The 24,832-nt window shown below is 46.3% G+C and carries 28 protein-coding genes; 1 reads left to right on the top strand and 27 read right to left on the bottom strand.

The window, feature by feature from the left end; genetic code table 11:
• Positions 1–68: 68 nt before the first annotated feature.
• The 23 genes from ylqF to D1970_RS03735 all read right to left on the bottom strand — a co-directional run bounded on the left by ylqF (position 69) and on the right by D1970_RS03735 (position 21,753).
• On the bottom strand, positions 69–929 hold the full coding sequence (ylqF, locus tag D1970_RS03845; RefSeq protein WP_119111546.1) for a ribosome biogenesis GTPase YlqF: 861 nt from the start codon (positions 927–929) through the stop codon (positions 69–71).
• A gap of 83 nt (positions 930–1,012) precedes the next feature.
• Positions 1,013–1,567, bottom strand: coding sequence for a signal peptidase I (gene lepB, locus D1970_RS03840; protein WP_119111545.1), 555 nt, complete (start codon positions 1,565–1,567; stop codon positions 1,013–1,015).
• 181 nt (positions 1,568–1,748) lie between these two features.
• Positions 1,749–2,093, bottom strand: a complete 345-nt coding sequence (gene rplS, locus D1970_RS03835) for a 50S ribosomal protein L19 (protein WP_119111544.1) — start codon at positions 2,091–2,093, stop codon at positions 1,749–1,751.
• A 125-nt stretch (positions 2,094–2,218) separates the two neighbouring features.
• On the bottom strand, positions 2,219–2,959 hold the full coding sequence (gene trmD, locus D1970_RS03830; RefSeq protein ID WP_119111543.1) for a tRNA (guanosine(37)-N1)-methyltransferase TrmD: 741 nt from the start codon (positions 2,957–2,959) through the stop codon (positions 2,219–2,221).
• On the bottom strand, positions 2,959–3,477 hold the full coding sequence (gene rimM, locus D1970_RS03825) for a ribosome maturation factor RimM (protein ID WP_119111542.1): 519 nt from the start codon (positions 3,475–3,477) through the stop codon (positions 2,959–2,961). Before rimM ends, trmD begins: the two co-directional genes overlap by 1 nt.
• A gap of 5 nt (positions 3,478–3,482) precedes the next feature.
• Positions 3,483–3,875 carry a YlqD family protein gene (locus tag D1970_RS03820; RefSeq protein ID WP_119111541.1) on the bottom strand — a complete coding sequence of 131 codons (393 nt, stop codon included), beginning with the start codon at positions 3,873–3,875 and terminating at the stop codon, positions 3,483–3,485.
• A 273-nt stretch (positions 3,876–4,148) separates the two neighbouring features.
• Positions 4,149–4,379, bottom strand: a complete 231-nt coding sequence (locus D1970_RS03815; protein ID WP_119111715.1) for a KH domain-containing protein — start codon at positions 4,377–4,379, stop codon at positions 4,149–4,151.
• 11 nt (positions 4,380–4,390) lie between these two features.
• A complete protein-coding gene (rpsP, locus tag D1970_RS03810; RefSeq protein WP_119111540.1) occupies positions 4,391–4,663 on the bottom strand; it encodes a 30S ribosomal protein S16 in 273 nt (90 codons plus the stop codon).
• 122 nt (positions 4,664–4,785) lie between these two features.
• Positions 4,786–6,138: a signal recognition particle protein gene (gene ffh / locus D1970_RS03805; protein WP_119111539.1), complete on the bottom strand. Its 1,353-nt coding sequence runs from the start codon at positions 6,136–6,138 to the stop codon at positions 4,786–4,788.
• Positions 6,139–6,152: 14 nt separating this feature from the next.
• Positions 6,153–6,482, bottom strand: coding sequence for a putative DNA-binding protein (locus tag D1970_RS03800; protein ID WP_119111538.1), 330 nt, complete (start codon positions 6,480–6,482; stop codon positions 6,153–6,155).
• A gap of 99 nt (positions 6,483–6,581) precedes the next feature.
• Complete coding sequence (ftsY, locus tag D1970_RS03795) at positions 6,582–7,574, bottom strand: signal recognition particle-docking protein FtsY (protein ID WP_119111537.1); 993 nt, start codon at positions 7,572–7,574, stop codon at positions 6,582–6,584.
• An 18-nt stretch (positions 7,575–7,592) separates the two neighbouring features.
• Positions 7,593–11,159, bottom strand: coding sequence for a chromosome segregation protein SMC (smc, locus tag D1970_RS03790; RefSeq protein ID WP_119111536.1), 3,567 nt, complete (start codon positions 11,157–11,159; stop codon positions 7,593–7,595).
• An 18-nt stretch (positions 11,160–11,177) separates the two neighbouring features.
• Positions 11,178–11,957: a ribonuclease III gene (gene rnc, locus D1970_RS03785; RefSeq protein WP_119111535.1), complete on the bottom strand. Its 780-nt coding sequence runs from the start codon at positions 11,955–11,957 to the stop codon at positions 11,178–11,180.
• Between the two features lie 160 nt (positions 11,958–12,117).
• Positions 12,118–12,351 carry an acyl carrier protein gene (locus D1970_RS03780; RefSeq protein ID WP_119111534.1) on the bottom strand — a complete coding sequence of 78 codons (234 nt, stop codon included), beginning with the start codon at positions 12,349–12,351 and terminating at the stop codon, positions 12,118–12,120.
• An 82-nt stretch (positions 12,352–12,433) separates the two neighbouring features.
• Complete coding sequence (gene fabG, locus D1970_RS03775) at positions 12,434–13,177, bottom strand: 3-oxoacyl-[acyl-carrier-protein] reductase (RefSeq protein WP_119111533.1); 744 nt, start codon at positions 13,175–13,177, stop codon at positions 12,434–12,436.
• 1 nt (position 13,178) lies between these two features.
• Complete coding sequence (gene fabD / locus D1970_RS03770) at positions 13,179–14,120, bottom strand: ACP S-malonyltransferase (protein WP_119111532.1); 942 nt, start codon at positions 14,118–14,120, stop codon at positions 13,179–13,181.
• 17 nt (positions 14,121–14,137) lie between these two features.
• On the bottom strand, positions 14,138–15,133 hold the full coding sequence (gene plsX / locus D1970_RS03765; RefSeq protein ID WP_119111531.1) for a phosphate acyltransferase PlsX: 996 nt from the start codon (positions 15,131–15,133) through the stop codon (positions 14,138–14,140).
• A gap of 19 nt (positions 15,134–15,152) precedes the next feature.
• Positions 15,153–15,716, bottom strand: a complete 564-nt coding sequence (gene fapR, locus D1970_RS03760; RefSeq protein WP_119111530.1) for a transcription factor FapR — start codon at positions 15,714–15,716, stop codon at positions 15,153–15,155.
• 153 nt (positions 15,717–15,869) lie between these two features.
• Entirely contained in the window at positions 15,870–17,918 is a 2,049-nt protein-coding gene (recG, locus tag D1970_RS03755; protein WP_119111529.1) for an ATP-dependent DNA helicase RecG, read from the bottom strand.
• Positions 17,911–18,798, bottom strand: a complete 888-nt coding sequence (gene sdaAA, locus D1970_RS03750) for an L-serine ammonia-lyase, iron-sulfur-dependent, subunit alpha (RefSeq protein WP_119111528.1) — start codon at positions 18,796–18,798, stop codon at positions 17,911–17,913. Before sdaAA ends, recG begins: the two co-directional genes overlap by 8 nt.
• An 80-nt stretch (positions 18,799–18,878) precedes the next feature.
• Positions 18,879–19,541 carry an L-serine ammonia-lyase, iron-sulfur-dependent subunit beta gene (gene sdaAB, locus D1970_RS03745; protein ID WP_119111527.1) on the bottom strand — a complete coding sequence of 221 codons (663 nt, stop codon included), beginning with the start codon at positions 19,539–19,541 and terminating at the stop codon, positions 18,879–18,881.
• Positions 19,542–19,706: 165 nt separating this feature from the next.
• Entirely contained in the window at positions 19,707–21,374 is a 1,668-nt protein-coding gene (fakA, locus tag D1970_RS03740; protein WP_119111526.1) for a fatty acid kinase ATP-binding subunit FakA, read from the bottom strand.
• A 16-nt stretch (positions 21,375–21,390) separates the two neighbouring features.
• The gene (locus D1970_RS03735) at positions 21,391–21,753 is read right to left on the bottom strand and encodes an Asp23/Gls24 family envelope stress response protein (RefSeq protein ID WP_119111525.1); all 363 of its coding nucleotides are present in this window, start codon (positions 21,751–21,753) and stop codon (positions 21,391–21,393) included.
• 296 nt (positions 21,754–22,049) lie between these two features.
• Between D1970_RS03735 and rpmB the strand changes: the two genes are divergently transcribed.
• Entirely contained in the window at positions 22,050–22,238 is a 189-nt protein-coding gene (rpmB, locus tag D1970_RS03730) for a 50S ribosomal protein L28 (RefSeq protein WP_071459405.1), read from the top strand.
• A 175-nt stretch (positions 22,239–22,413) separates the two neighbouring features.
• On the opposite strand, the gene spoVM is transcribed toward rpmB, so the two are convergent.
• The 4 genes from spoVM to rsgA form a co-directional block, all read right to left on the bottom strand.
• Positions 22,414–22,494, bottom strand: coding sequence for a stage V sporulation protein SpoVM (spoVM, locus tag D1970_RS03725; RefSeq protein WP_071459404.1), 81 nt, complete (start codon positions 22,492–22,494; stop codon positions 22,414–22,416).
• Positions 22,495–22,585: 91 nt separating this feature from the next.
• Complete coding sequence (locus D1970_RS03720; RefSeq protein ID WP_119111524.1) at positions 22,586–23,233, bottom strand: thiamine diphosphokinase; 648 nt, start codon at positions 23,231–23,233, stop codon at positions 22,586–22,588.
• A 56-nt stretch (positions 23,234–23,289) separates the two neighbouring features.
• Positions 23,290–23,934, bottom strand: a complete 645-nt coding sequence (gene rpe, locus D1970_RS03715) for a ribulose-phosphate 3-epimerase (RefSeq protein ID WP_119111523.1) — start codon at positions 23,932–23,934, stop codon at positions 23,290–23,292.
• 2 nt (positions 23,935–23,936) lie between these two features.
• Entirely contained in the window at positions 23,937–24,815 is an 879-nt protein-coding gene (gene rsgA, locus D1970_RS03710) for a ribosome small subunit-dependent GTPase A (protein WP_119111522.1), read from the bottom strand.
• Between the last annotated feature and the right edge of the window lie 17 nt (positions 24,816–24,832).

The following is a 24,832-nucleotide window of genomic DNA, read 5'->3' as shown; positions in this document are numbered from 1 at the left end:
ATGTATCGGCTTATTAGAAAAATAATAAAGACCCAGCGCGGGCCTTTATTATTAGAAAGACTTTAAGATCATCCCTCAGCAGGAACTGATGGCCGTTCAAACGAAAGCGGTCCGAGCTTTTCACCCCTGATATCCCTGATTACCAATTCAGCTACCTTATCATAGTCAGTTTCCCTGCCTGAAATTCTGGCACCTCTCGCGCTGCCGATCTTATCAAACAATTCCACAATATCTTCAGGTACTGGTGATAAATTATACCTTTCCTCGAGACGTACTGGATAATTTTCCTCCAGGAACCTCAGGGCATAGACAGCAACATCCTCGAGGTTCAGGATAGCATCTTTTATAGCGCCTGTAAGAGCAAGCTTTAAACCCACCTCTTGATCTTCAAATTTCGGCCACAGTATTCCCGGGGTATCTAGCAGTTCAAGTTCTTTTCCTACCTTGATCCACTGCTGGGCCTTGGTAACACCAGGCATGTTGCCAGTCTTAGCAAGATTTTTGCCGGCAAGGCGATTGATCAGAGTGGATTTCCCTGCGTTTGGAATGCCAACAATCATTGCCCTGATTGCCCTTGGCTTTACTCCTTTTGAACGAAGCCTGTCAAACTTTTCTGCAAGCAGCACTTTCGCTTCAGCCACAATTTGCTTTAATCCCGTGCCTGCCTGGGAGTTAATCGCGAGGGCGGTAATGCCCTTCTTTTTAAAATGCCGTATCCATTCAGCAGTCACTTCTTTATCAGCCATGTCTGCTTTATTCAGGAGAACAACCCGCGGCTTATGCTGGATGATCTCATCAATCATCGGGTTTCGGGAAGACTGCGGAATTCTTGCATCAACCAATTCAAAAATAATATCAACAAGCTTCAGCTTCTCCGTAACTTCCCTGCGCGCTTTGGCCATATGGCCTGGAAACCATTGAATCGTCATGTCTCCACCATCCTTTCCGAAAAATATCAAGCGCCCGCTGCAGCCCTTTCAGAGAAAAAGGCTTTAGCATGGCGCCTGGTGGGTTATTGGGCTACAGACCTTATATCGTTGACCGGCCAGTAAATGATACTCGTTTTTCCAAGAACTTTCTCAAGCGGTACGGTTCCGATATGACGGCTGTCTTTGCTGAAACGCCGGTTGTCACCCATAACAAAAAGATGCCCTTCCGGCACGGTTTTCCTGCCAATCTTTTCTTCAAGTGTAAAAGGGTCTGTCAACGGGCCGTCAATGACCTGTTTTTTATAGTTTTCCAAATACGGTTCTTCATATGCTTTGCCATTGACATAAAGAGTATCGTCCTTGTACTCCACTGTATCACCTGGCAAACCAATCACTCTTTTTATGTAATCCTTATTTTCTGGGGCGTGAAAGACAATGATATCGAACCTTTCTGGTTCACCGACCTTATAGCTGAGTTTATTCACAATCATTCTATCCTGGTCATGAAGCGTCGGCATCATGGATAGGCCGTCTACCACAATGGGTGCGAACAGGAAGTACCTGATAAAAGCTGCAAGCAAGACTGCAATAACAAGCGCTTTTGTCCATTCCCATAGTTCATTTTTATTTTTCGCCATTCTCTCCCCACCATTCTAGGAATTAAGTTCAGTACATAAATTACTTTTACATAACTTCCTTGCTGTAAACATGATGTCCTCTTTTTTTAAAATATCTCCTGCCTAAAATAGATGGTTTCCGTCTTTTTCCCTATGAAAAAGGAGCTTGCTTGACAAGCAGCTCCTTTTTTTGAACTTTAGATTAGCGAATTTCTTTGATACGCGCTTTTTTACCACGCAGGCTGCGTAGGTAGTAAAGCTTAGCACGGCGGACTTTACCGCGGCGAAGTACTTCAAGTTTCGCGATCTTTGGTGTGTGTACAGGGAATGCACGCTCAACACCCACGCCGTAAGAAATCTTACGGACAGTGAAAGTTTCGCTGATTCCACCACCACGACGCTTAATAACAACACCTTCAAAAAGCTGAATACGTTCGCGAGTACCCTCGATAACTTTTACGTGTACACGTACAGTATCACCAGGACGGAACGATGGCAGATCAGTGCGAAGCTGTTCTTTTGTGATTTCTTCAATCAATTGTTGCATCGTTTTCAACTCCTCCCACAGATGCTCATACATCTCTTCGTGCAGCGGAACATCGTTATAAAGGCTTCGGGCGAGGCCCAAGCCACAAAAAATATCTTACCATAAAGGACGCCCGGCTGCAACAGCTATTCTGATTGTTTTTTGATTTCTGCAAGCCATTTCCCATAGCCTTCAGGCAAATCAGTCGCTTCCAGTAAATCAGGGCGGCGGGTATGGGTTCTCCGGAGAGATTCTTTCATTCGCCATTCATCAATGAGACGATGATTTCCAGACAAGAGCACTTCCGGAACCTTCAGCCCTCGGAAATCAGCCGGCCTAGTATAGTGCGGATGCTCAAGAAGCCCTGTACTGAAAGAATCCTGAATATGAGACTCCTCACTGCCAAGGACTCCCGGCAGGAGCCGGACTACACTGTCAATAACCACCATGGCGCCAAGTTCCCCGCCTGTAAGCACATAGTCGCCGATCGATATTTCATCCGTAACAAGGTGTTCGCGGATACGTTCGTCATAGCCCTCATAATGACCGCAAATAAAAATCAAGTGATCTTCACCTGCCAGTTCTTCTGCCTTCCGCTGCGTATAGCGTTCGCCCTGAGGACACATGAGAATGACACGTGGCTTTCTGCATTCCGCTTTCTTGACTAGGTCTTCAACCGCATCAAAAATCGGCTGCGGCTTCAGCACCATTCCGGCTCCACCGCCATATGGGTAGTCATCAACTGTTTGGTGGCGGTTGTCGGCATAGCTGCGGAAATTGACAATATTATATTCGACAGCGCCTTTTTCAGCTGCCTTGTTCAATATTGAATGTCCCAGGACCCCTGCGAACATTTCCGGAAATATGGACAAGACATCGACTTTCATCACGGAAGGAGTCCCTCCATTGGATCAATGAGGATTACTTTTTCTTGAAGGTCGACTTTCTTCACCACATCTTCAATATAAGGGATGAGGATATCTTTCCCTCCCTTTCCTTTCACAACCCAGACATCATTTGCCCCAGGTGACAATATCTCCGTTATTTTCCCAACTTCCTCTCCCTCAATTGTAGAGACAAGGCAGCCGATAATATCCTGTAAATAATACTCTCCCTCTTCAAGAGTGCCGCGTTCACTTTCCGGTACCTTAAGGATGCCATCCCTGAACTTTTCGACTTCATTAACATTTCCAAAGCCTTCAAAGGTCAATAGGTCAAAGTTTTTATGGGTTCTGTGACTTGCCACCGTCAGTTCAATTGGTCCTTTTGCATTTGGCATAAATAAGTATAGCTTGTTTCCAATCCTATACCTCTCAGTTGGAAAGTCGGTCCTGGAAATAACCCGTACTTCCCCTCTAATTCCGTGTGTATTGACAATTTTTCCGACATTAAACCATTTTTCCATTCTGTTCACCTCACGCGTATTTCGGCCACGACGCCGTCCTTCACAACGATTGTCTTCCCGGTCAGAAATTCTTCCCAGTCGTCGCCCTCGCTGACTTCAACAACTGCCTGCAGCTCTGTTTCCCTTAGCTCGCTGCCAAGCGGGAGGATATGTAGCTGCTCAATTTGAAAGTCAAGCAGTTTTATCTTTTCCATATGGATGCGTATTTCATTATCAAAATGCCTTTTCAGGCTTTCAGGGGGAAATTTCTTTGATTTTTCAAGCCGTTTCATCTCAAACTTTAGCTGATCGCATTCTTTTTGCAGCTGCAGCTTGCGTTCCTGGTATTGATCGAGAAGCTTCTGCTTGCTGAAATCGGTCAGAACCTGTTTTACAACGATGGTTTGAAGCACTTTCATGTTCATCCCTCCGGAGCCCTGTTATATTGCACTAAATCTGTATCGTCAAATGCATTGCGAAAGCGCCTTGCGCAGGGACGACAAGCATAAGACAAGCCAACGAAAAGGTTGTTCTTTGATCTTCTTGAAGATTGGCTTATGACTCGGTCCCTTAAACACTGTAGCTAGGCACGTCCAACATCCATTATATATGAATCTTCCCCTAAATAGAAAAAAAGGAGGGTTTCCCCTCCATTTTTAGCATGTCCCAAGGGGCAAGAGGCCCGTGAAACGTTATTCAACTATCTCAAGGAATATTTTCTTTTGCATTGAAGATCCTGCTGCGTATACAACGGTTCTAATTGCCTTTGCCACGCGCCCCTGCTTCCCGATTACCTTGCCCATGTCACTCTTGCTGACAGAAAGACGGTAGATGATCCGATGATCCTCCTCGGAGGCATCCACTCGAACATCTTCAGGAAAATCGACAAGGGGTTTCACGATCGTCTCGATTAATTCCTTCATGTCATTCACAATTACTTGCTGTTTTTAGCAATATGGAATTTTTCCATGATGCCTTGGTTAGAGAGCAGATTACGCACTGTATCAGACGGCTTCGCACCGTTCTTAAGCCATTGAAGAACCAAATCTTCGTTGATGTCAACCACTGCAGGGTTGGCAACTGGATTGTAAGTTCCCACTATTTCAATGTAACGGCCGTCACGTGGTGAACGGGAATCAGCTACAACAATACGATAGAAAGGAGATTTTTTTGCTCCCATACGTTTTAAACGAATTTTTACTGCCATTTTAAATAAGCACCTCCGAATAGTTTCACACAAGATAGAATAATATCAAATGTCATTTAGCTTGTAAAGGTTTTTTTCTTTACAGGGTCAAAAAATATGTTTCCAGAGAAGTAAATCACACATTAAAAAGGATTGAACGGCAGCTTGAATCCGCCCTTTTTCTTCCCTTTTTGCTGGAGACCAGTCATTTGCTTCATCATTTTCTTCATGTCCTCGAACTGCTTCAGAAGGCGGTTAACTTCCTGGATGCTCGTTCCGCTTCCCTTGGCAATCCGTTTCTTCCTGTTCGCGCTGATGATTTCAGGATGGGTTTTTTCTTGGCTTGTCATCGACTGGATGATCGCTTCAACATGGGAAATCTGCTTCTCATCGATCTGAAGATTGTTCATTCCCTTAATCTTGTTTGCCCCAGGCATCATTTTCAGAAGCTCGTCAAGCGGGCCCATCTTCCTTACCTGGCCAAGCTGGTCTAGAAAATCGTCAAGCGTGAATGTTGCTGTCCGCATCTTCTTTTCAAGCTCTTTCGCTTTATCCTCATCTACATTGGCCTGCGCCTTTTCGATAAGCGTCATGACATCGCCCATACCCAGAATCCTTGACGCCATCCGTTCGGGATGGAAGGCTTCGAGGGCATCAAGTTTTTCTCCAAGGCCGACAAACTTGATTGGCGTATCCGTCACTGAACGGATTGAAAGCGCAGCTCCACCGCGTGTATCACCGTCAAGCTTGGTCAGGACAACACCAGTCAAGCCCAACTGCTCATTGAAACTCTGAGCCACATTAACGGCATCCTGCCCCGTCATCGCATCGACAACAAGGAAAATTTCATCCGGCTTGGCGAGTTCCTTGATGTCTTTCAGTTCATCCATCAGCTTCTCATCTACATGAAGACGACCGGCCGTATCGATCAGGACATAATCATGGTGATCTTCCTTCGCCTTGGCAATCGCCTGCTTGGTAATTTCCACAGGACTTACCTGGTCACCAAGGGAAAAGACAGGCATGCCCAGTTGTTTGCCGAGCGTTTCAAGCTGCTTGATCGCCGCAGGCCTGTAAATATCGCCAGCAACAAGCAATGGCTTCCTGTTGTGCTTTTTCCGAAGAAGGTTTGCAAGCTTCCCGGTAGTCGTCGTCTTCCCTGCCCCTTGCAGACCTACCATCATGATGACAGTCGGCGGCCTGTTAGCTACAGCAATCCGGCTTTGTTCGCCGCCCATCAGGTCTGTCAGCTCTTCCTTAACAACCTTGATGACCTGCTGTCCCGGTGTCAGGCTTTTCAGCACTTCCTGCCCGACAGCACGCTCGCTGACTTTCTTGACAAAGTCTTTCACCACTTTAAAATTAACGTCTGCTTCCAATAGGGCAAGACGGACCTCACGCATCATTTCTTTTACGTCCGCTTCAGTAACTTTTCCTTTGCCGCGGATCTTTTGCATTGTACTTTGCAGTCGGTCGGCTAATCCTTCAAATGCCATCTGTTTGCCGCCTCCTAATCTAGTTTCTCCAGCGCTTCCAGCATCCCCGGAAGGTCTGAAAGGCTGCTGCCAGCCTCAAGTATGTCCTTCATCCTTGCAACAAGCCTGCTCCGGTCCTGGAATTTTTGGAACAGACGCAGCTTTTCTTCATATTCCTCAAGCATTGCTTCTGTTCGTTTTATATTGTCGTAGACCGCTTGCCGGCTCACATCGTACTCATCGGCGATTTCTCCGAGTGAATAGTCGTCAAGATAATAAAGGGACATATAGCTTTGCTGTTTGGGAGTCAGCAGTGCCTGATAAAAATCGTACAGATAATTTATCCGGGTTGTTTTTTCAAGCATCTTGATCCCCCCGTGTTAAGTGGAATTCCTTTACAGTAATAGTGTACACACGAATACTCCGCGTGTCAAGACAGCTCCTTGCCTTTCAGGCAGACGCTGCTATTCCGCAGATTCTTCCTCAACAAGGTCTGCAAACAAGCCATATACATATTTATCAGGATCAAATTCCTGAAGGTCATCCATTCTTTCTCCAAGACCGACAAACTTAACCGGAATGTTCAATTCGTTCCGGATCGCAAGGACAATTCCTCCTTTTGCGGTTCCGTCTAGTTTGGTCAGGACAATCCCGGTGACATCGGTCGCTTCCTTGAACGTTTTTGCCTGAATCAGCGCATTTTGGCCAGTCGTTGCATCAAGAACAAGCAGGACTTCATGGGGAGCCCCTGGAATTTCCCTCTCAATCACGCGTTTGACTTTCTCCAGCTCTTTCATCAGGTTTACCTTGTTCTGCAGTCTGCCGGCAGTATCGCATAAAAGAATGTCTGCGCCTCTCGATTTGGCTGCCTGGATGGCGTCATACATTACAGCGGCAGGATCGGATCCTTCGGCCTGTTTGATGACGGAAACACCAACCCTGTCTCCCCACACTTCAAGCTGGTCAATTGCACCTGCGCGGAATGTATCCCCTGCTGCCATCATTACGCTTTTCCCTTCACTTTTCAGCTTGTAGGCCAGCTTGCCGATGGTGGTTGTTTTTCCGACCCCATTCACTCCGACAAAAAGAATGACAGTCAATCCATTTTCCTGGACGTTCAGACTCGATTTTTCTTCTCCCGAGCCTTCATATATCTCAACAAGCTTTTCAGATATCACAGACTGCATTTGTGAAGAATCCTTGATATTTTGGCGCTTCACCTCCATTTTAAGCTCATCAATCAACTCCATAACGGTCCCGAATCCGACATCTGCCTGGATGAGGATTTCCTCAAGTTCCTCGAAAAAATCTTCATCTACTTTGCGGTATCTGGCAACAAGATCATTTACACGACCTGAGAAGCTGTCCCGTGTTTTTGTCAAGCCATCTCTAAATTTATCTGTCACACTCTCTGTCTGGTTTGATATTTTCTCTTTTAACTTTTTAAAAAAGCTCACCGTCTCACAGCCCTTCTATCAAGATTTAACCAATTCCTTCGTTTCCTCAAGCCTCACGGAAACTACTTTAGAAACTCCGCTCTCCTGCATTGTAACTCCGTACAGGACGTCTGCTTCTTCCATCGTCCCTTTGCGGTGTGTAATCACGATAAATTGCGTTTCCCTGCTGTAGCCTTTTAAATACTGGCTGAAGCGAGAAACATTCGCCTCATCAAGCGCCGCTTCCACTTCATCAAGAATACAGAACGGAACAGGACGAACTTTCAGGATGGAAAAAAGCAGCGCGATAGCAGTCAGCGCACGCTCACCTCCAGAGAGAAGTCCAAGATTTTGCAGTTTCTTTCCGGGAGGCTGAGCCACTAGCTCAACTCCGGTGTTCAACAGATCATCCGGCTGAGTGAGCTTCAAATCAGCCCTTCCTCCACCGAAAAGGGACCTGAAAACAGGGTCAAAGTGAGTGCGGATTGCCTGGAATGTCTGTCCGAAGCGATTTTTCATCTCCTCGTCCATCTCTCCGATTACCTGAAACAGAGTATCCTTAGCTTCCTGCAAATCTGTCTTTTGCTCAAGCAGAAATTCATATCGTTCGGACACCCGTTCATATTCTTCGATTGCACCGATATTGACTGAGCCGAGCTCCTCGATTGCCAGCTTGATCAGTTTCACCCTCCTGCGTGCTTCTTCGGCGGGTACTTCAAGCGGATATTGTTCCCTTGCGGCTTCATAAGAAAGAAGGTACTCCTCCCTCAAGTGAGCAATCCGGTTATCCAGATCTACATCTAGCCTGTTCAGTTTAACCTCTTCATCTTTTAAAATTTCTGACATCCCTCTGTACTGACGCTTCAGTTCTTTAGCATCTTTTTCACAGTCTTCAAGCTCAAGCTGCAAGGCCACACGCTCTTTCCGCCTTGAAGCAATCAGCTCGAGGGTATTATTTTTGTCGCGCAGCTTCGCCTTTGCGGCTTCTTCAAGCTGGTTCTCCCCAGATGAACTGTTATCCATCTCCAGTGAGAGTAGACTTAAATCCTCGAGCGCCAATGCAAGCCTTTCCCTATGTTCACCAAGGTCACTGGAGGCTGTTCCCAGCTTCTCGCGTACATGGTTCACCTGTTCTTTCTTGGATGCTAAGCTTATTTTCAGCTCGCTGATTTCAGCTGCAAGCGTTTCTTTCGAAGCAACATTCGTGTTCTTTTTCTCAGTCAGGCTTGAAATCTCCCGATCAAGTCTTGCTAGTTCCGACTGAAATTCTTCAAGGTCCTCCGCAAGCTGATGCTTCCTGCCTGACAACCTTTCATTTTCTTCGCCTGTCTGCCTCTTTTCAGCATCATAAACGGAAAGCCTGTCATTGATGTTCCGTTCCTCTATTTCGACCTCACGAAGCCCGCTCTTCAGCTCCTGCTCTTTCATCCTAAGCTCTTCCCCGGTTTTCCTTAGGGTTTCCAGGGATTCCTCGGAATCATGGACATCTCTTTTCATTTCTTTGAGCCGGCTTTCAAGCAGTTTTGTTTTCTCTTCCATATCGGAAAGCTTCGCTGCCAAATCCTCAAGCTCACTTTTGCGGCTAAGGAGAGAAGACGACTTCTGTTTTACTGCTCCGCCTGACATTGAGCCCCCCGGATTCACGACATCGCCCTCAAGCGTCACAATCCTGCTGCGGTATTGAAGGATCCTAGCCATCTCGTTTGCACCCTTCAAATCCCTTGCAAGAATCACACTGCCAAGCAGGTTTTGTATGACCTCTTTATACTCTGGGGCAAAATCAATCAACTCCGCTGCACAGCCGATAAAAGCAGGGTGGGAAGCTGCTGCATGAAGAAGAGCCGGTGCAATCGATTTGCCGCGGATAACAGAAAGTGGAAGGAATGTAGCCCTTCCGAACGAACCCTGCTTCAAATACCTGATTGCAGCCCTGGCATTTTCTTCGCTTTTCACCACAATATGCTGCATCGCTCCACCAAGAGCGGTTTCAACAGCGAGTTCATATTGTTTTGGCACCTTTACAAGTTCAGCGATAGCGCCTTCGATACCTTCGAGCTTCTTGTTCCGGGCTTTCAGCACTTCTTTTACTCCCTGGAAAAATCCCGAGTAATCCTCCTGCATGTCCTCGAGCATTTCTTTTTTGGACTTCGTCTGCTGAAGGTATTGATAGGCCTGATATAATGTTTTCTCCTGATTTTCGCAGCTTTTTTTCAGCTTTTCAAGCTTGTCTTGTTCTTTAAAAAAGCGGCTGGCCTGCTGTTCAAGCTGATTTCCAATCTCTTCAAGTTTTCGGGCTGCAGCGTCCTTTTTTTGGCTGATTTCATCACGGCTTGCGATAAACCTTGCGTTCTCCCCGTCAAGCCTTGAATTTCTAGCGGCATGCTGGCTGAGCTGCTGTCCAATATAGCTCAATTCATTTTTGGCGCTGGCCTGGCGGTTGAGAAGGTCGATATAATCGCCCTTAAGCAAATCAATTTTTGCTTCAATATCTTCGCTGTAAAGTTTATTCTGTTCCAGCTTATACTCCAGCTCTGATTGAATTTTCGCTGCTTCGGCTGTAAGCTCTTCAAGCAATCGTTCCTGGTTTTGCTCTTCCTTCTCCAGCACCTTAACTTTGCCTGTTGTTTCCTCAATGCTTTTTTCAAGCTGTTCCCTGTTTTGGAAGGCATTCTTCTTTCGCTCTTTAAGAACCTCTTTTTTCCCTTCAAGCTTTTCGAGTTCTTCACTTGCTGCAAGCAGAACATTCTGAAGGTCGCTGACCGATTCGTCAAGCGCTGTAAGTTGATCGCGATACTTCTCTATAGCTGCTTCTTTTTTCTGCAGAACAGCAGACATGTCCATTTCCCGCTGTTTGTTGTGTTCCAGTTCGCCGGACAGGCGTTCCCAGCGGGCGTGGAGCTCTTCAATTTCATAGGCTGTTAGGGCGACTTCAATATGTTCAAGTTCTTCCTTTTGGGCCAGGTAATCCCGGGCAATCGACGCCTGTATTTTTAAAGGCTCCACCTGGGATTCAAGCTCATGGAGAATATCCGAGACCCTGTTCAGGTTCTCCTGCGTCTCGAACAGCTTTGCCTCAGCTTTTTTCTTCCGTGTCTTATATTTCAGGACACCCGCAGCTTCCTCAAAGATCGTCCGCCTGTCTTCCGGCTTGCTGTTCAGGATTTCTTCAACCTTGCCTTGGCTGATGATTGAAAAAGCTTCCCTGCCGAGCCCTGAATCCATGAAAAGGTCGATAATATCCTTCAGCCTGCATGTACGCTGGTTGATTAAATATTCACTGTCGCCTGAACGATAAACACGCCTTGTCACACTTACTTCATTATATTCCAGGGGCAAGCCCTGGTCTTCGTTATCAAGTGTCAATGTCACTTCCGCAAAATTCACTGGCTTGCGTGTCTCGCTTCCGGCAAAGATAATATCTTCCATTTTCGCTCCACGCAGGGACTTTGCCGACTGTTCACCGAGTACCCAGCGAATCGCGTCGGTAATATTGCTTTTTCCGCTACCGTTCGGACCCACAACTGCTGTTACCCCGGGAACAAACTCCACGGCAATCCTTTCAGCAAACGATTTAAAGCCAATTACATCTAATCGTTTTAAAAACACGGTGCGCTCTCCCCTTTGTCATTCTGCATCTAGTTGTTTTTTGGGCGACGCAATTGCTTCAATGTGTGCTTTTAGTTTTTCAAGCCCTAACTGGGCAGCGTGCTGTTCAGCTTCTTTTTTTGATCGGCCCTTCCCTGTTCCCAGTTCTTCACCGTCAAGCGAAACCCTTGATTCAAACACACGGTTGTGGGCAGGCCCTGTCTCTTCCATAATCCGGTACTCTAGTATTCCTGCACCGTCCCGCTGGACTAGCTCCTGCAGCTGGCTTTTGAAATCCATCACATGAGAAAAAGCACCTGCATCAATTTTCGGAAATACGACTTTTTCTAAAAATGCCGTTACCGTTTCTATTCCCTGGTCGAGATATAAGGCTCCAATGAATGCCTCGAATACATCTGCCAACAGAGCGGGCCTTGTACGCCCTCCTGTCATTTCCTCTCCTTTTCCCAACAGTACAAGCTTCCCAAAGGATAGCTCATGTGCAAACGAGACCAGCGACGGCTCGCATACAACCGCAGCACGGAGCTTTGTCAGCTCCCCTTCGCTCATCATTGGATACTTCTCGAATAAAAACCGGGATACTGTCAGTTCCAGTACAGCGTCCCCCAGGAATTCAAGCCTTTCATTATCTTCATACGGCTTGCGGCGATGCTCATTCACATAGGATGAATGGGTAAAGGCATGCTTCAGCAGCCTTTCATTTTTAAATTGGATTCCAATTGTTTCTTGAAACTCTCTAAATTTCTGCTCCACTGCGCGAACTGATTTTCGCTCTCTTTCTTTTCCTGTATTGCGCATCCTGACTCCACCTTGCTCAAAATTTACACACTACTGTAAGTTTACAAAAAAAAGCCTGCAAAACGCAAAAAAACCTTAACATTTTTACAACAAAAGCGTTTTTTCTCCCCTAAACAGAAGAAAGCTCCGTTTTAGGAACGGAGCTTCACATAAAGGTCAATTACATTTTGCTATTTATGTAATTTACAGCGTCGCCGACTGTACCGATTTTTTCTGCATCATCATCAGAGATTTCCATGCTGAATTCATCTTCCAGTTCCATTACCAATTCTACTACATCAAGGGAATCAGCGCCAAGGTCATCTTTGAAGGATGCCTCAAGATTAATCTGGGATTCTTCCACTCCCAGGCGGTCAACGATAATTTTTGTTACGCGTTCTAGAACATCTGCCATGTTTGTTCACCTCCCCTCAAGCCATTATAGTAGATTCGGCACAAATAATAAATGCCAAACCTGCTTGATGGCAAAAATGTTTTTACATGACCATCCCGCCATCCACATGGAGCGTCTGCCCTGTAATGTAACGACTGTCTTCTCCTGCGAGAAAAATAACGGTCCTGGCGATGTCTGCTGGTTCCCCAAGCTTTGCCAGCGGTATGCTCTTCAACATTTCCGCTTTGACTTCTTCTGGCAGTTTATCCGTCATATCTGTCGTGATGAATCCCGGTGCTACCGCATTGACGGTAATTCCCCGTGATGCAAGCTCCTTAGCAGAAGTCTTTGTGAGCCCGATTACTCCCGCTTTAGCAGCAACATAGTTTGCCTGGCCTGCATTGCCCATCACGCCTACTATCGAGGAAATGTTGATAATCCGGCCGCTGCGTTGTTTCATCATTTGCCTTGTGACTGCTTTTGTGCAAAGGAAAACGCCTTTCAGGTTGATATTAATAACGTCGTCCCAATCGCTTTCTTTCATTCTCATAATAAGATTATCTTTTGTAATTCCGGCATTATTGATTAGGATATCCAACTTCCCAAATGCGCCAATCGTTTCTTTCACCATTCTTTCAACAGATTCAGAACTTGATACATCCGCCTGGATAACGATAGCATTCCTGCCCAGTTTTTTTATTTCTTCTGCAGTTTCCAATGCCCTCGCTTCACTACCCGAGTAGTTCACCGCAACGTCCGCGCCTTCCCTCGCAAGCTCAAGCGCTATTTCACGGCCAATCCCTCTGGATGCTCCAGTCACAAGAGCGACTTTTCCTTCAAGCCTCATTCTATTCACCCCTTATTGCCGCAACGGCAGCCGCGCAGCTTTCTTCATCGAAGACTGGCAGCGTCTTTGCCGAGCGGTCCAATTTCTTTACAAGGCCGCATAAAACTTTTCCTGGCCCAAATTCTATAAAAGTATCTACTCCAAGCTCCAGCATCCTTGCAACAGAATCCTCCCACAGGACAGGGGAGTAAAGCTGCTTAACGAGCAAATCCCTGACTTCGGATGCTTGTCCCATTGTCATTGCTGTCACATTTGCCACAACAGGAATACCAGCATCATGGATAGCCATCCCTTCAAGCACTTCACTAAACCTCTCTGCCGCGGGCTTCATAAGAGAAGAGTGGAAAGGACCGCTGACGTCTAGCGGAATCACACGCTTGGCTCCAGCTTCTTTCGCTTTTGCTCCCGCTTCCTCGACACCCCGCCTTGATCCCGAAATAACGATTTGACCAGGGCAGTTCATATTAGCCAACTGAACCGGATGTCCGGACGCCTCGATGGTGCCAGTAACATCCGCCAGTTTCTCCCTGTCAAGGCCAAGAACAGCAGCCATAGTTCCTTCTCCCTGCGGAACGGCCTCCTCCATCAGTTCTCCCCTCTTGCGAACAGCAAGGATACCGTCTTCGAAGGAAAACGCCCCCGCAGCAACAAGTGCCGTATACTCACCAAGGCTGTGACCTGCCACATAATCAGGCTTAATTCCTGAACGGCTGAAATAATCATGGAGAGCGACTCCTGTAGCAAGGAGTGCCGGCTGGGCGTTGATTGTTCTTGTCAGCGCCTCCTGAGGTCCTTCAAAAATCAGTTTGCTCAGGTCTATATTCAGCACTTCATCTGCTGTGCTGAAAAAATTCATTACATGCTGGTCAGCTTGTGCCAGCGACTTCCCCATTCCAACGGTCTGTGACCCCTGGCCCGGAAAAAGAAATGCAATTTTACCCATTTTTATCCCCCTGTTCCTTACTGATTGGTCCGGTTTTCCTCGATTGCGCGTTTAATCGTTCCCGAAACGTCGTGCTCTACCATTTCCCGCGCCTGGCGAAGCGCATTGAAAATCGCATTGGCATCAGAGGAACCGTGCGCTTTGATAACAGGCGCTTTGAGACCGAATAAACCTGCGCCTCCATACTCTGTATAATCCATCTTGTTCTTCAGTACGACAAGATCAGGCTTCAGGACTGCAGCTGCAAGCTTGCTTTTCATACTTCCCGTAAGAGCAGACTTCAGCATACCGAAAACGGACAATGCCGTCCCCTCGATCGTCTTCAGAACCATATTGCCAGTGAATCCATCTGTAACAACAACATCCGCGACACCCTGCAGGAGATCACGCGCTTCGACGTTCCCGATAAAATTGATGTCCGCATCCTTCAAAAGTGTAAAGGCATGCTTTGTCAATTCATTTCCTTTTTTTTCTTCTGAACCGATATTGAGCAGTCCCACTCTTGGGCTGTCAATGCCTCTCGCTTTTTGGCTGTAGATTGAACCCATAAGCGCATATTGAAGAATGTGTTCAGGGCGGGCATCCGCATTCGCGCCAACATCCAGAAGGACGAAGCCTTCCCCACCGACCGTTGGCAGCGTAGGAGCAAGAGCCGGCCGTTCTATGCCGTCAATGCGGCCGACAATGAATAATCCAGCGGCCATCAATGCTCCAGTATTTCCTGCTGACAGGCAGGCATCTGCTCTCCCTTCGGCCACTTCCCTTGCAGCGAGAACCATCGAAGCATCCTTTTTCCTTCGTACTGCCCTTACCGGCTCATCTGTTCCAAGAATGGCTTCTTCAGTATGGAGAATCTCAATTCTTTCTTCATTCGTCAGGTATTCCCTTATTTTTTCTTCATCCCCGACAAGAACGATATGTATATCCTTATATTCCCTGACCGCTCTCATAGCGCCGAGGACAATTTCCTTCGGTGCATTGTCGCCGCCCATGCTGTCGATCGCTAGTCTCATAATGATGACATCCTCATTTTTATTTTTTTGACCGGTACATTTCAAAGCTGCCTTTGAAAACCAGTTCTTTATTTACGAAGCTGTTGACTTCGACAAAGGTTCTGCCGGTTTCAGTGTCAATTTTTGTTACCTTTGCTTTTGCAACAACCCGCTCGTCTTCCATAACTGATCTTGTAAACTGGATGCTAGCCTTCGCGGTGAGCGCGAGTTCGTCATTAATGACGGCCACTGCCAGCGAATTGGCCTGGGCAAAAAGATGATGTCCCCTTGCAATGCGGTTCCGCATGAAAACATGTTCTTTCTTGATATCCAGGATAGAAATCGCACTTTGGTCAAGCTCTATATCAATGATTTCCCCAATCACTTCCTCAATCGGAAGGGAACGGACTTCATCTTCAAAACGCTTCTCCGCAACATTCTTAATCCGTTCTCTCAGCTCTGGTATTGACAGTTCCAGCCTATCAAGCCTGATCGTCTGGATGCTGACAGAAAAAGTTTCTGCAAGTTCTTCATCTGTTACAAACGGGTTATCTTTAATTGTTTCGGCAAGCATCTGCTGCCGTACTTTTTTATTTCTCCTCATCGATCATCACACCGTTCGCAGTATTATGACTAGGTACTAATAGTAATATATATAAAATAAAAAGAGATTGCAAGAAGAAACCGAATCAAGATAGAAAGCAGTGCCTGTAAAGGCACTGCAGATTCAGAGTTTCACGATAAAAATATTTTTATGTTAATCAAGCTTTTCTGTTGCCAGCGCCCCTGATTCTTCAAGAAGACGCCTTAGCAGCAGGTACTTGTCAGATTCCCAAAATGCTTTTGATTGAACAAGAGCGGAAGCATCGCTCCGGGCAGTTTCAAGAGCACGGTAATCATGTACCATGTCAGCTACCTTAAATTCCGGGAGTCCGCTCTGCTTTCGGCCAAAGAAATCTCCTGGCCCCCGGAGTTCAAGATCCTTTTCGCTTACGACGAAGCCATCATTTGTCTCAGTCATGATTGTCATCCGTTCCTTGCCTACTTCACTTTTTGGGTCGGCAAGCAAAATACAGAAGGACTGTTCGCTGCCTCTGCCGACACGCCCCCTTAGCTGGTGCAACTGGGAAAGTCCGAACCGTTCAGCATCATATATGAGCATGAAGGTGGCGTTCGGAACATTCACCCCGACTTCCACCACCGTAGTAGATACAAGAACCTGCACTTCATTGGAGCTAAATTCCTTCATCACCGCATCTTTTTCTTCGGATCCCAGGCGGCCGTGCATCAGCCCTATTTTGTATCGATTTTGGAAATAGACAGTAAGGCTGTTATATACATCAATAGCATTCTGGACATCAAGCTTGTCAGATTCCTCGATGAGCGGACAAATAACATATGCCTGGCGTCCTTTTCTGAGTTCTTTCTCCATAAAGCTGAGAACCCTGTCAAGCATTTCCTGCTTGGCCCAATAGGTCTCGATGCTTTTCCTGCCTGCAGGCATCTCGTCAATCACAGATACATCCATTTCCCCGAATACTGTGATGGCGAGTGTTCTCGGGATAGGGGTGGCAGTCATGAACAAAACATCCGGATTCTCGCCTTTTTCCCGGAGGATGCGCCTTTGTTCAACACCAAAGCGATGCTGCTCATCCGTTATCACAAGCCCTAGATGATTAAAAATGACTTCATCCTGGATGAGTGCATGCGTGCCAATCAGGACATGAATTTCACCGTTTTGGAGCAGTTCAAGAATCTCCCGGCGTCTCTTCCCTTTTACGGAGCTTGTCAACAGAGCCGTTTTGACCCCAAATGGTTCAAGGAGCTGGTGTAAGGAATCTGCGTGCTGTTCTGCCAATATTTCTGTTGGAACCATTAACGCCCCTTGAAACCCTGCAGTAATGCCGGCATAAAGGGCAATCGCAGCCACAACGGTTTTTCCGGATCCTACATCGCCTTGGAGAAGCCTGTTCATCCGGTACGGCGATTTCATATCGGAAAGAATCTCGTTTACAACTCTTTTTTGGGCTCCTGTCAGCGGAAATGGGAGAGCATCAGTGAATCGTTTGATTTCCTTGACGTCATACTGCTGGGCAATCCCAGGGGACTGTTCCCGTTCAAGCTTTCGTAGAGATTGCATTTTAAGCTGAAAAAGGAGGAACTCTTCGTAAACAATCCGCCTCCGTGCCTGCTTTACCTCAGCGGGATCCCCCGGGAAATGCATCGCCATAAAAGCTGCCCTGCGGTTCATCAGTTTGTACCGGGAAAGGAGCTCTACAGGCAGTATTTCAGAAATGCTGTCACCGTACTGGTCAAAAGCTGCTTTAATATGCCTTCTGATCATCTTAACCGTTAGCTTTCCTTTTACTGCATATACGGGTTCAAATTCCTGGCTTCTTGAATGTGGCCCTGAAGCCATTTCATTGACCGAAATTGTCTGGCGGTGCTGGTCCCATTTTCCTGTTACTGTTATTGTGTCATTTAGGTGAATCTTTTGTTTCATGTAAGGCTGATTAAAGAAAACAGCTTTGACAAGATACCTGCCAACAAGCAGCCTGACCGTCAATCGGTTTTTCTTCCGCCCATGGTAAACAAGGGCAGGTTCGCCATGTACTGTACCTTCGACAGTAATTTTTTCATCGTGCTTAGCGTCCGCGAGGTCCCGGAGCCTATAATCCTCATACCGATAAGGAAAATGCCCAAGCATGTCTTTAATGGTGTGGATCCCCATTCCTGCGAGCGTTTCCCCCATTTCCGGCCCTATCCCTTTTAATTGGGTTACCGGCTGGTTTAATCTGTCACTCACTTTTATTTAGCGGCATACCGAATATCTTTGCTTCCAGCTCCCTGCCGGTCGGAGTGGCCGCCAGCCCTCCCTGTGCAGTTTCTCTTAAAGCAGAAGGCATGGACTGCCCTATTTTAAACATCGCATCTATGACCTCATCGCACGGAATCCTGCTTTTAATGCCCGCAAGCGCCATGTCTGCAGCAACCATGGCATTTGCCGCACCCATCGCATTTCGCTTCACACATGGAACTTCCACGAGTCCCGCAACCGGATCACAGACAAGGCCAAGCATATTCTTAAGCGTGATGGCCATTGCTTCAGCACATTGTTCCGGAGTTCCCCCAGCTAATTCAACAATTGCTGCGGCAGCCATCCCCGATGCAGAGCCTACTTCAGCCTGACAGCCTCCGGCAGCACCGGATATGGAAGCATTATTCGCTACAACAAAGCCAAATGCGCCAGCGGTGAATAGGAAGCTGATCATTTCTTCCCTTGTAGGATTCAATTTGTTTTTTACCGCAAACAGTGTTCCGGGAACAACCCCTGCAGAGCCTGCTGTCGGGGTAGCACATATTGTGCCCATGGCAGCGTTCACTTCATTTGTCGCAACCGCCTTACTGACAGCATCAAGAATCGTTTCTCCCGAGAGAAAACGGCCTTTTTCGATATATCGCTGCATCAGTACTGCATCCCCGCCTGTGAGACCTGAATGCGACCTTACACCTTTGATTCCTTTCTCAACAGCCTGCTCCATAACCGTCAGATTTGTGTCCATCAGTTGAAGGACTTGTTCTCTTGAACGGCCGGTGACTTCCATTTCCTGCTCAATCATAATATCCGCTATTTTCTTATTCGTGCTGTTCGCAAGTTCCACTAGCTCCGCTACGTTTCGGAACATGGAAATCCCTCCTGTTTATCGTTTTTTTATAGCTAGCCAGGCTGCGCCTCGTCTGTAAGCGCTACCAATACTTAAGACGATCAATCGACAATTTTGGTGACTTTAAGTATATTGGGTAATTCCCCTACTTTTTCTAGAATGCTGTCATCAATATTTTGGTCCACTTCGATCGTCATTAATGCCATCTTCCCTCTTTCTTTTCTGGAAACTTCCATATGGCCAATATTGATAGAATGTTCGGCAAGGATTTTTGATACCGCTGCAATGGCGCCAAATCTATCGTTATGGACAACAAGCAGTGCAGGATGATGTCCTGACAGCTTTAGTTCAAACCCATTCAATTCCGTAATCTCGATTTTCCCTCCGCCGATGGAAATTCCGACAAGTTCGAGGTCACCATGTTCATCACCAATTCTGACCCTCGCGGTATTTGGATGATCTGTAATGGCTTCTTCTTCTATAAAGCTGATTTTCATTCCGGAGTTCTTGGCAATCTTCACCGAGTCAATGATCCGTTCATCGAATGTATCAAAATCCAGGAGACCCCCAACAATCGCCACATCGGTTCCGTGTCCCCTGTACGTCTTCGCGAAAGATCCATAAAATGAAATTTCTGCCCATTTTGGCTCCCGTCCAAAAAGACTCCTTGCAACCCTGCCGATTCTGGCAGCACCAGCAGTATGTGAACTTGAAGGCCCAATCATGACAGGCCCGATGATGTCGAATACGCTTTTGTACTTCATGCTAACACTCCTTTTTGGCTGACCCGGCGAGAAAAATGGGTCATTAACGATCTTTATGTCTAAACAACGAAATAGAAGGGAAAAACCCTTCTATTTCTTAGTAACACACTATGTTTTTATTTGTCCAGCCAAAAGCCGGAATTTCGAACATAAAGAAATACTTTCCTACTCTATTGCGAAAATGAAAGCATATAGTGGCTGTCCGCCATCATGTACTTCCACTTCAACATCTTTAAACTGCTCTGAAATAAACGAAACTACTTCCTCAACACTCTCTTCGGATGCATCTTCACCCTTAAGAATGGTCAGAATTTCAGCATCACTATCGACCATACTAGTCAGCAGTTCTTTAGCTGCTTCAACCATATCTTTGTTCTTCAGGACAATCTTCCCATCGGCGATTCCCATGAAATCGCCTTTATCTATCTCAATGCCGTCGATGCTCGTGTCACGGACTGCATATGTAAGCTGTCCTGTTTTAACATGCTGCATGGCATCCGACATCGTATCCTTGTTGCTATCAAGCCCCGTTCCCGGGTTGAAGGCCAGCAAGGCAGACATTCCTTGCGGTACGGTTTTAGAAGGAATGACCAGCACTTCTTCTTCCGAAACTTCGGCTGCTTGCTCTGCTGCCATGATAATATTTTTATTATTTGGAAGGATAATGACCTTCCTTGCATTGACTTCTTTGATTGCCTTCACGATATCTTCCGTGCTTGGGTTCATCGTCTGGCCGCCTTCAATAACTGCGTTTGCTCCAATGCTGCGGAAAAGGTCTGCGATGCCTGCTCCCATTGAAACTGCAACAACGCCATACTCTTGTTTTTCTTTTTTGACAGAACTGGATTTAGGCATACTCGCAGTTTGCTCACCCACAATGTTGGTGTGCTGCTGGCGCATGTTCTCGATTTTCATGTTGATAAGGTTTCCATAGGATTGTCCATAAGTGAGAACTTCCCCCGGCTGTTCGGAGTGAATATGCACTTTAACGACGCTTTCATCAGAAATGACAAGCAAAGAGTCTCCGAATTCACTTAAATCATTGCGGAACTTATCTTCGGAAAATGCCTTCTTTCCTTCAAGCCTGACCATGAATTCTGTACAATAACCAAACTCGATATCTTCAGTATTGATGTGCCCCTGCACATTCTTATGATGTTCTGCACTCACAAGATCGTCCATTGCAGCAAGCATGGATGGTGTATCTGGAAGCTTCTCACCCTTCAATACAGCAACGAAACCTTCATAAACAAGGACAAGTCCCTGGCCGCCCGAGTCAACGACGCCGACTTCCTTAAGTACCGGCAGAAGATCAGGAGTCCGCTTCAAAGAAGCACGTGCTTCAGCAAGTACTTCTTCCATCAAAAGAGCAATATCATCCTGTTTTTTAGCTGCTTGGACAGCTTTTTTGGCTGCATCCTTTGCAACGGTCAGAATTGTCCCCTCTACGGGCTTCATTACTGCTTTGTAGGCAGTTGTAACACCGGCATCCATTGCATCAGCGAATTCTTTTGCATTGATTGATTGTTTTTGCTCAATTGCTTTTGAAAATCCACGGAAAAGCTGGGAAAGGATTACACCTGAATTGCCTCTTGCTCCCATTAAAAGCCCTCTAGAAAGAGCAGAGCCAACCTTACCGATATGTTCTTGAACATTGTTTTTAACTTCTTTCGCTCCAGAAGTCATGGACAAGTTCATATTTGTTCCGGTGTCGCCATCGGGAACCGGAAATACATTTAGGGCATCAACCATCTTGGCATTAGCCGAAAGATGGCTGGCACCCTGTATCACCATTTCCGCAAAACGCTGTCCGTCTAGATCTGTAATTGACACAAAACTTTCCTCCTCACTACGGGTTCGTCACACGAACTCCCTGAACGTAAATATTAACCGAGTCAACAGCCAGTCCAACTGTCTGATCAAGGGTATACTTAACCTTTGATTGGACATTGTGCGCTACCTCGGAAATTTTCGTTCCGTAACTGACTATAATATACATGTCGATATGTACCTCTTCGTTTTCCTGGCGGACGACGACCCCGCGCGTGAAATTTTCCTTGCGCAGAATTTCAGCAATTCCATCTTTCAGTTGCTGTTTGGAGGCCATCCCGACAATACCGTAGCAATCAACCGCGGCACCGCCGGCGACTGTAGCGATGACATCATTCGATATATCAATTTGTCCGTACTTTGTTTTAAGCTCGATGGACATAAATCGTTCCCCCTTTGGAAAATTACATTAGGCTACATTATTTTACTATAAACTAGCTAATTTTAAAAGTCATTCACCTACCATCTTATTATAGAGCAAGAAAGGAAACACAATGTCAAGGAATTTTTCTTGAAAGCTTTCATGAATATTGTTGCAATCACTATCTTTGTGTGATAAATTATTAAAGTATCTTTAGGCTGTCAGATTGAGGTCTGTGCATTCAGCTGTTTCTGACAGAAATGCTAAATCTGCATTGTAAAAATAGGATAGTTTTCGTAAGTAAGGAGGGAAACAACATGCCACGCAAATGTGTAGTGACCGGCAAAGGAAGTCATTCCGGCAACAAACGCTCCCATGCGATGAACGCCAACAAGCGTACTTGGGGTGCAAACCTTCAAAAAGTTAGGATTCTTGTAGACGGCAAACCTAAACGTGTTTGGGTTTCTGCAAGAGCTCTTAAATCAGGCAAAGTAGAACGCGTTTAATTGTGAAGACGGCGGTGTCCGTCTTTCTCTGAAAGACATCCAGACAGGATGTCTTTTTTCATTGTGGAAAAATAAATAAAGCACCCCTTTTCCAGGGTGCCCATCGCGTTTCTTTAAATTTTGTATATTTGCCTACAGTAATTTTTCGGCAGAAGCCTGATCTGCCTGCCATGTCTCAGCCTTTTTTTAAAGCTCCAAGCATTGCCCGGACGATGCCGCCCAGGAACTTGGGCAGTTTGATTGTATAAAATTTCATCATAGTCCCTCCTCATTCGCAAACCCGGCTTAAAGTTTTTAAATTCCCTTATCATCCTATTCAGGAATCATCAATATTTGACTAAGATTTTTCAATCCTTGCTTCTTACCACTAATAATATGCCTTCTGTAAAAGAAAAAGTACCAGATTTCCCTGTGAGTTCATTGCTGATGCATAAAGTGGAAGCAAAGGGAACAAACATATCCTTCAGGGGATACTTGAATCCATCGAGTGTCAGACCGGTTACGGAAGCGGATGCAGGAACGAATGAAATGTATTTCATATCATTCAGGAGGCTGATTTTTTTACCTACACCGGGGCCTGTAGCCCAGACGATATTTTTTGAATCGATTATTTCAACAATTGTCTCCAGATTTTCAAGCAAAGGCCTTACGAGGAGCTGGATATTGGCAAGCATATGGTCAATCCGTCCCCCAGTGGCTCCAAACAACCTTACCTTTTTGGGTTTCAAGGAGAGTGCCCAGTCCAGTGCGAGCTCCATATCAGTAGCATCCTTTTCTGGCTTGAACCTCTTCAAGTCCTTTACTCTCCCCTCGATTTCTGCCATTTGCCATGGTTTAACTGAATCGAAATCTCCAAATGCAAATCCCGGGGCGATACCTGCTTCTAGCAACGTAAAGACGCCCCTGTCCACCCCTGCCCAAATACATCTGTCATTATACTGGCCCAAATCAGGAAGTAGCTCATCAGGCCCTCCGGCAACAATATTTATAATCATTCCCATTATCCTTTCCGTTGAAAAAAGCCAGCCGCACGGCTGGCTTTCTTCTTATCTTATATTTTTAAGGCTGCAATCGCCTTTCCCCTATCTTTTTCATTGTATACAGCTGAACCGGCTACAAGCATAGTTGCCCCAGCTTCGATACAAAGCGGAGCAGTTTCAACGTTTACGCCGCCATCCACTTCAATTTCAAGCTCTGTGTTCAGCCCTGCAGCCATTTCGCGCACTTCCCGGATTTTGCCGAGCGCTGAAGGGATAAACTTTTGCCCTCCAAATCCGGGGTTTACCGACATGATCAGCACCATGTCAAGGTCCTCAATCACGTGCTGGATTGACGAAACAGGAGTAGCAGGATTAAGAACAGCGCCTGCCTTTACGCCGAAAGATTTGATGTATTGGATCGTCCTGTGCAGATGAGTACATGCTTCCACATGTACGGTTATATAATCTGCCCCTGCCTTTGCAAAAGCTTCAATATATCTGTCAGGATTTTCGATCATTAAATGAACATCAAGCGGAAGCTTTGTGACAGGCCGGATCGCTTCGACAATAAGCGGCCCAATGGTAATGTTAGGGACAAAATGTCCGTCCATCACATCGACATGGATTAGGTCTGCGCCTCCCTGTTCGACATCCTTTATTTCCTCTCCAAGCCTTGAAAAGTCGGCAGACAGGATTGATGGTGCAATTTTCACCATAGCTAATACCTCGGCTTTCTATCTTTAATTTCTTCAAGAAAATCTTTGTAATGCTCATATCGATATTCGGGCAATTCCCCGGATTCCACTGCTGTTTTAACGGCACACTTCGGCTCGGCAGTATGCTGGCAAGCCCGGAATTTGCAATTCTCGCTAAGTTTCTCGATGTCCGGAAAACAATAGTTGAGATCTGTCGCATCGATTTCGGTAAATTCCAGCGAGCTAAAGCCAGGAGTATCCGCAACCAGCCCGCTGTTCACATGAATCAGTTCCACATGGCGTGTTGTATGCTTACCCCGGCCAAGGTGCATGGAAATATCGTTTGTGCGGAGATCCAACTCAGGCCGCAAAGCGTTAAGCAAAGATGACTTTCCTACTCCCGACTGGCCTGCGAAAACAGAAATTTTCCCTTCGAGATACGGGAATAGTTCTTCGATTCCTTGGGAGGTTTCAGATGAGGTCATAACGACATCATATCCAGCGGCACGATAATCTTTGGCAAACTGCTCGAGTCGCTCCCTTGACTCTGACGCTAAGTCCATTTTCGTGATGCAAATCAATGGCTCAATGCGATTGAATTCAATGAGGACGAGAAACCGGTCAAGGAGTGCTGTACTGAAATCGGGCTCCACAGCAGAAAAAACGAGGATCGCCTGATCCACATTGGCAATTGGCGGACGAACGAGTTCGTTCTTGCGATCCTTCACTTCCATGATATACCCTTCCACATCATTCTCAGCCTGATACACTACCTCATCCCCTACTAGGGGGTTCACCTTATTCTTCCTAAAAACACCGCGGCCGCGGCATTGAACAATTCCTTCTTCTCCAAACACATAATAAAACCCGCTTAAAGCCTTGATGATTTTCCCAGTCGGCATAGCATCACCCCAGTCCT

This window comes from Mesobacillus zeae (genome assembly GCF_003570705.1).
Lineage (GTDB): Bacteria > Bacillota > Bacilli > Bacillales > Cytobacillaceae > Mesobacillus_C > Mesobacillus_C zeae.
The sequence above is the reverse complement of the archived record's forward strand: the minus strand, read 5'-3'. Positions and strand labels throughout refer to the sequence as shown.